Genomic DNA, 6,765 nt, shown 5'->3' with positions numbered 1-6,765 from the left:
GCCGCTTGAATCCGGCGCGCATCTGCTCGACCTTCTCCCGGCAGAAGCAGCCTTCGATATGGTCGTTGACCAGGCCCATCGCCTGCATGAAGGCATAGATCGTCGTCGGGCCAACGAAAGTCCAGCCGCGTTTCTTCAGGTCCTTCGAAATCAGCGTCGATGTCGGCGTGGTCGGATTGGCGGCAATCGCTTCCCAGGTGACGCTTTTCGGCCGTTCGTTGCCGCCAGGCTCATGGTTCCAGAAATAGCGGGCGAGCGAGCCGAATTCGGCCTTCAACTGCTGCGCGCGCTTTGCATTGTTGATGGTGGAAACGATCTTGCCGCGATGGCGCACGATGCCGGGATCGGCAAGGCAGCGGGCGATATCCTCGTCGCCAAAACCCGCGACGACATCGAAATCAAAGCCTGCAAAGGCCGCGCGAAAAGCGTCGCGCTTGCGCAGGATCGTCAGCCAGGAGAGGCCGGACTGGAAGCCTTCGAGGCAGATCTTCTCGAACAGCCGGATGTCGTCGGCCATCGGCTTGCCCCACTCCTCGTCGTGGTAGCGCTGGTAGTCCGCCAGATTGGCATGCCAGGCGCAACGCTCGCGCCCGTCCTCGCCGGTGATGATACCCTTTGCCGTCACACTGTTCTCCCCGCTCCTGCGCGCGCTTTACCATTCGCCAACCATAGTCCTAAAGCGGGCGATAACCCTACCCAAAGCTTTCGCTGTGCGAAGGCCTTTTAATGAACGGGCATTTACCATTCGGTTGCCGCCCGGTGCCACCATCGTCCCATTCCGCCAGTGTTTCTGGCGTTCAAAATTCCAGTCGTGCTGCGCCCGCCCCGCGGATGGCGAAGCTATGACATGTCCCCGGCGAAAGGTAGCGAGCCCGTCCGATGTTGAAAAAATCCTTGATCCTTGCCACAACCATTCTTCTCACTTTCACCAGTTTTGCCGAGGCGCAGGACCGGTACCAGAACCGTCCGCCGGTCATCATCAGTCCGGACCTGACCGCGCCCTGGGTTACCCAGCTTGGCGGCACTGTCGAACCCCGCGTCTACCGCCAGCAGAAGCGCCGTATAGCCGTTCGCGCGCCGGCCGCCACCCGAAAACAGTATCTCTTCCAGCGCAACGTGCAGCGTTCCGGCACCGCCCTTGCCCAGCCTGTCGCGATGACGCGGGCGCAGCCGAAGCCGAAGCCGCAGCAGATGGACCCGCAATTCCTGCCGCAAACCGTCGCCTATGAGACGCAGGAAAAGGCTGGCACGATCGTCATCGATACCAACAACCGCTTTCTCTATCTGGTGACCGGCAACGGAGAAGCGCGGCGCTACGGCGTCGGTGTCGGCAAGCCTGGCTTCGAATGGGCCGGCGCCCACAAGATCACCCGCAAGGCCGAATGGCCGGGCTGGACACCGCCGAAGGAAATGATCGCCCGGGAAGCCGCCAAGGGCCATTACCTGCCGGCTTCGATGGAAGGCGGAGCGGCCAATCCGCTCGGTGCGCGCGCCATGTATCTCGGCTCGACGCTCTATCGTATCCACGGCACGAATGCTCCCTGGACCATCGGCTATGCCGTTTCCTCCGGTTGCATCCGCATGCGCAATGAGGACGTGACAGACCTCTACGAGCGCGTGACGGTCGGCACGAAGGTCATCGTCATCTGACGCTTCAAGGCTTGCCGAAAGGTCCAAAAGTGACCTTTCGGCAACAACTGTTCCCGTCGATACACCGCTTGCGATCACATTTGCTCTATCCAGCCGCCGTGAGACTTGCACAAAACGCGATTGTGAATAGCGTTTTCAGCCTTGGGACTGGAGAGGAATTGCGAATGAAATATGCGTTGAGAACATTGGCCGCAGCGGCTGCGACCACCATCCTGCTTGGCGCCTCGGGCGCCGCGGCCTTCATGCCCGCGGAGCCGGCAAACACGAAGACCAGCTCGGACGTCACGCTGGTCGCCACGCAGAAAATGCCGGCCAAGCAATTCTGGCGCACCAAGGTGCGGCTGCGGACGGATGAGCCGACAGGCACGATCATCGTCGATACCAACAACAAATATCTCTATTACATCGAAGGTCCGAACAAGGCGACGCGCTACGGCATCGGCGTCGGCCGCGAAGGTTTTGGCTGGTCGGGCGTCGTCAAGGTACAGCGCAAGGCCGAATGGCCCGGCTGGACGCCGCCGAAGGAAATGATCGCCCGCGAACGCAAGAAGGGCCATATCCTGCCGGCCTACCAGGAAGGCGGTATCGACAATCCGCTCGGCGCCCGCGCGCTCTATCTCTACAAGGGCAGGAACGATTCCGGCTTCCGCATCCACGGCACCAACCAGCCCTGGACGATCGGCCTCAACATGTCGTCCGGCTGCATCCGCATGATGAACAAGGACGTGGAGCATCTCTATGATCGCGCCTCGATCGGTGCCAAGGTGATCGTCATCGGCCCCGGCAACAAGCAGGGCGACGTCTCGTTCGATGTCCGCGGCGTCGATATCCTGCGGACGATCTTCGGCGGCTGAGCGCGGTCGATCGCGGTTTGAAAGTCCGCCGGTTTGGACGACCGGCGGGCTTTTATACACGTCAGATCGACGATCAGATCGTGCCGCCGGCCGTTTCAAGCTCCTGCGGCCGTTCTCCGCCATAGGCCCAGTCCAGCAACTCGACCGTGTGCAGGATCGGCATGGCCGTGCCGGTGGCGATCTGGGTGATGCAGCCGATATTGCCGGTGGCGATGATGTCGGCCTTTGTCGCCTCGATGTTCTTTACCTTGCGGGTCTTCAGGGTTGCCGAAATCTCCGGCTGCAGGATATTGTAGGTGCCGGCGGAGCCGCAGCAGAGATGCCCTTCCGCCGGGTCGCGGACTGTGAACCCGGCATTCTTCAGCAGCAGTTTCGGCGCCATCGTGATCTTCTGACCGTGCTGCATCGAGCAGGCGGAATGATAGGCGACGGTGACGTTCTTCGGCTCCTGCCGTGGCAGGTCGAGGCCTGCCAGATATTCGGTGATATCCCTGGCAAAGGCGGAAACGCGTGCGGCTTTTTCGGCATAGGCAGGGTCAAGCCGCAGCATATGGCCGTAGTCCTTGATCGTCGTGCCGCAGCCCGACGCGGTGATGATGATCGCGTCCAGCCCGCCTTCGTCGGCCGCCTTTATCCAGACATCGACATTGCGCCGCGCCGCCGCGAGCGCCTGCTCCTCGCGGCCCATGTGATGCACCAGCGCGCCGCAACAGCCCTCGCCCTGCGGCACCACGACCTCGACGCCAAGCCGGGTCAGCAACCGGATTGTCGCCTCGTTGATCCCCGGCTTCAAGACCGGCTGGGCGCAACCCGTGAGGATCGCGACGCGGCCCCGCTTCGGCGCGCTTGCCGGGCGGATACCCGGTTTCGAGGCCGGCGATGGCGCGGCGATTTCCGTTGGCGCCAGATCGAGCATGACCCCAAACGTCTTCAGGAACGGCACCCGCTTCAGCAGCCCGGCAAACGGCCGGCCAAGTCTTGCGGCCTTCAGCGACAGCCGAAAGCGTGCCGGATAGGGCAGCACCGCCGCCAGCACGCTGCGCACCAACCGGTCCTTCAGCGGCCGCCGATAGGTCTGCTCGATATGGACCCGCGCGTGATCGACCAGATGCATGTAGTTCACGCCCGACGGACAGGTGGTCATGCAGGCAAGGCAGGACAGGCAGCGATCGATATGGGTCACCACCTCCTCATCCGCCGGACGGCCGTTTTCCAGCATGTCCTTGATCAGGTAAATGCGCCCGCGCGGGCTGTCGAGTTCGTTGCCGAGCGTCACATAGGTCGGACAGGTGGCGGTGCAGAAACCGCAATGCACGCATTTGCGCAATATGGATTCGGATTCGGCCACATGCGGATCGGCAAGCTGTGCGGGTGTGAAGGTGGTTTGCATCAGGTATTTCGCTCCGAGTGTGCGGAGGCATCCCCCCCTCTGTCACTGCGTGACATCTCCCCCACAAGGGGGCAGATTGGCCGCCGGCTCCATGCCCGCCTTACTATGAGGTCACTTGGGGAAAAGAATGATCTCCCCCCTTGTGGAGATGGCCCGCAGGGACAGAGGGGGGTGTGGCACGGCATACTGGTCATTCCCGTCACCCCATCTTCCCCGGATTAAAAATCCCCTTTGGATCGAACTTGTCCTTCAGCCGCGCCGACAGTGCTGCAACGGCCGGCTGTTCCGGCTCGAAGGCCGGGGTGGCATCGCGAACCGCATCGGATGCCCGCACCAGGGTCGCATGTCCACCGCCGAGACCCTTGATATAACCGCGCAAGAGTTCCGCCTCCGCATCGGCTTCCATCCGCAACCAGACGAGGCCGCCCTGCCAGTCGTAGAAGGCATCGACGCCGGCTTCAAGCCGCAGCGCCGCGACAAGCTGGTGGCCGGCCGAGGGCGCGATCGAGACGCGCCAGAGGGATTTCCGGGTGCCGTCCGCATAGGGTTTGACATCACGGATGTCGCGCCAGAGTTTTTCGGTCACCTCCGGATCAAGGACAGTAACGGGGGCAACAGTGGCGAGCGCCGATCTCAGCTTTTCGGATCGGGCGGAAACCGACGCCGCCAGCCCCTCGATGCGCAGCACGGTCGCGGCGCCATCCGGCAGGCTGCTGCCAAGGAAGCGATAGCGCACGGTTTCCGTCAGATGCGCGGCACCGGATGCCTCGACCGGCATCGCCATGGCATGCGCCATGGCGGCTGCGGCCTGCGAATCGTCCAAACCAAAAGCAACGACCGTCGCGGCGATGGGCGGCAGGGGCAGGACCTTGAACGTAACTTCGGTGAGGAGCCCCAGCGTTCCATGCGATCCGCAGAGAAGCTTGACCAGATCGAGCCCGGTGACGTTCTTCATCACCCGGCCACCGGACTTGATGACCTCGCCCGCACCATTGACGAAACGGATGCCGAGCAGGTGGTCGCGGGCGGCACCGATCGTCAGACGGCGGGGGCCGGAGACATTGGCGGCAAAGACGCCGCCAATGGTCGGCTCGCCCGACGTACCCATGACGCCGCGATGGTCCATCGGCTCGAAGGCCAGCATCTGCCGGTTTTGCGAGAGCGCCGCCTCGATCTCCGCCATCGGCGTGCCGGTTCTGGCGCTCATCGTCATTTCCGCCGGATTGTAGCTGATGATGCCGGAGAGCTTTCGGGTCGACAGCACCTGCGGCGTCCGGACCGGGTTTCCAAGGCCGGAGCGCGTTCCGCCGCCGACGATGGCAAGCGGCGTTCCTGTTCCGGCAGACTGCCTGACGATGTCGGCGGCTTCCGTTTCGGACGTTGGCTCAAATTCCATGTTCATGCAGCCGGGCGCCCTTCCAGCGGGAAGACCTTGGAGGGATTCATGATCCAGTGCGGATCGAACGCCGCGCGCGCCGCCATCTGCTGGTCGAGATCGGTTTGCGAGAACTGGTGCAGCATCAGGTCGCGCTTCTCGATGCCGACGCCGTGCTCGCCGGTGAGGCAACCGCCGGCATCGACGCAAAGCCGCAGGATATCGTTGCCAGCCGCTTCGGCGCGGGCGGCATCCTCGGGATCGTTGATATTGTAGAGGATCAGCGGATGCATGTTGCCGTCGCCGGCGTGAAAGACGTTGGCGACCCGAAGGCCGTAGCCATCGATGATCTCGCTGGTCTTTTTCAGGACATAGGACAATTGGCCGAGCGGCACCGTGCCATCCATGCAGATATAGTCGGCAATGCGGCCCGTGGCGCCGAAGGCGGACTTGCGGCCCTTCCAGATCAGCGCCGCCTCGGTTGCCGACTGGCTTTCCTTGATCGTCGAGACGCCGTGGCGGCGGGCAATCTCGATAATGCTCGAGAGCATCGCCTCCATTTCCGCCTCCGATCCCTCGACCTCGACGATCAAAAGCGCCTCGACATCCATCGGATATCCGGCCTGGGCAAAGGCCTCGCAGATGCTGATGGCCGGCTTGTCCATGAATTCGATGGCGACCGGGATGATGCCGGAGCCGATGACCTCGGCGACGCAGGCGCCTGCCTCCTCCGACGACATGAAACCGAACAGTACCGGCCGTGAGCCTTCTGGCCTTGCAATCAGCCGCACAGTCGCCTCGGTGACGATGCCGAGTTGCCCCTCCGAGCCGCAAACCAGACCAAGCAGGTCATAGCCCGGCGCATCCAGCGCCTTGCCGCCGAGATCGATGATCGTGCCGTCGAACAGCACCATCTTGACGCCGAGCAGGTTGTTGGTGGTGACGCCATATTTCAGGCAATGGGCGCCGCCCGAATTCATGCCGATATTGCCGCCGATGGTGCAGGCAAGCTGCGAGCTCGGATCCGGCGCGTAGAAGAAACCATCGGCCGATACGGCTTCCGAAATATTGATATTGGTGACGCCGGCCTGAACCGTTGCCGTACGGTTGGCAAAATCGATATCGAGGATGCGCGACAGCTTCGACAGGCCGATCACCACGGCATCGGATTGCGGGATGGCACCGCCCGACAGCGACGTGCCGGCACCGCGCGGAACGACGGGAATACCGTAGCGGCTGCAATATTTCATGACGGCGGCGACCTGCGCCGTCGTTTCCGGCAGGACGACGGCAAGCGGCACCTGGCGATAGGCAATGAAGGCATCCGTCTCGAACGGAACCAGCCCGCGCTTTTCGCTGATCAGGCAGCCCTTCGGCAGGAGATCGGCCAGATCCGCAATGATCGCATCACGGCGGGCAAGCACCGATGGCTTGGGCTCCAGAAAGGCGATCGTCTCCGGCATTTCGTCATCCCTGCATCCAAGTGGTATTTTTTC

Annotated in this window: 6 protein-coding genes; 2 read left to right on the top strand and 4 right to left on the bottom strand. The window is 62.8% G+C overall.

All coding sequences use genetic code 11. The features are described 5' to 3' along the window. On the bottom strand, window positions 1-625 hold a 625-nt coding region (locus VL202_RS23360), incomplete at its 3' end, for a DNA-3-methyladenine glycosylase I (protein ID WP_325466449.1). Between the two features lie 254 nt (window positions 626-879). Here VL202_RS23360 and VL202_RS23355 point away from each other — a divergent pair. Beyond that, window positions 880-1,650, top strand: a complete 771-nt coding sequence (locus VL202_RS23355) for a L,D-transpeptidase (protein WP_325466448.1) — start codon at window positions 880-882, stop codon at window positions 1,648-1,650. Between the two features lie 164 nt (window positions 1,651-1,814). After that, window positions 1,815-2,504 carry a L,D-transpeptidase gene (locus VL202_RS23350; protein ID WP_325466447.1) on the top strand — a complete coding sequence of 230 codons (690 nt, stop codon included), beginning with the start codon at window positions 1,815-1,817 and terminating at the stop codon, window positions 2,502-2,504. A gap of 73 nt (window positions 2,505-2,577) precedes the next feature. Here the strand turns inward: VL202_RS23350 and glcF are convergent, their stop codons facing one another. The 3 genes from glcF to VL202_RS23335 all read right to left on the bottom strand — a co-directional run bounded on the left by glcF (window position 2,578) and on the right by VL202_RS23335 (window position 6,732). Next, the gene (gene glcF, locus VL202_RS23345; RefSeq protein ID WP_325466446.1) at window positions 2,578-3,894 is read right to left on the bottom strand and encodes a glycolate oxidase subunit GlcF; all 1,317 of its coding nucleotides are present in this window, start codon (window positions 3,892-3,894) and stop codon (window positions 2,578-2,580) included. Window positions 3,895-4,093: 199 nt separating this feature from the next. Then, window positions 4,094-5,296, bottom strand: coding sequence for a glycolate oxidase subunit GlcE (gene glcE, locus VL202_RS23340; RefSeq protein ID WP_325466445.1), 1,203 nt, complete (start codon window positions 5,294-5,296; stop codon window positions 4,094-4,096). Beyond that, a complete protein-coding gene (locus VL202_RS23335) occupies window positions 5,293-6,732 on the bottom strand; it encodes an FAD-binding oxidoreductase (protein WP_325466444.1) in 1,440 nt (479 codons plus the stop codon). Before VL202_RS23335 ends, glcE begins: the two co-directional genes overlap by 4 nt. Window positions 6,733-6,765 lie beyond the last annotated feature (33 nt).

This window comes from Pararhizobium sp. (assembly GCF_035497515.1).
GTDB lineage: Bacteria > Pseudomonadota > Alphaproteobacteria > Rhizobiales > Rhizobiaceae > Pararhizobium.
Note: the sequence above shows the minus strand (reverse complement) of the source record. Positions and strands in the feature narration are given on the sequence as shown.

Excerpts from the sequence above, each read along its gene's own strand:
- VL202_RS23335 (WP_325466444.1), bottom strand. The coding sequence starts at position 6,732 with ATGCCGGAGACGATCGCCTTTCTGGAGCCCAAGCCATCGGTGCTTGCC.
- VL202_RS23350 (WP_325466447.1), top strand. The coding sequence starts at position 1,815 with ATGAAATATGCGTTGAGAACATTGGCCGCAGCGGCTGCGACCACCATC.
- glcE (WP_325466445.1), bottom strand. The coding sequence starts at position 5,296 with ATGAACATGGAATTTGAGCCAACGTCCGAAACGGAAGCCGCCGACATC.
- VL202_RS23355 (WP_325466448.1), top strand. The coding sequence starts at position 880 with ATGTTGAAAAAATCCTTGATCCTTGCCACAACCATTCTTCTCACTTTC.
- glcF (WP_325466446.1), bottom strand. The coding sequence starts at position 3,894 with ATGCAAACCACCTTCACACCCGCACAGCTTGCCGATCCGCATGTGGCC.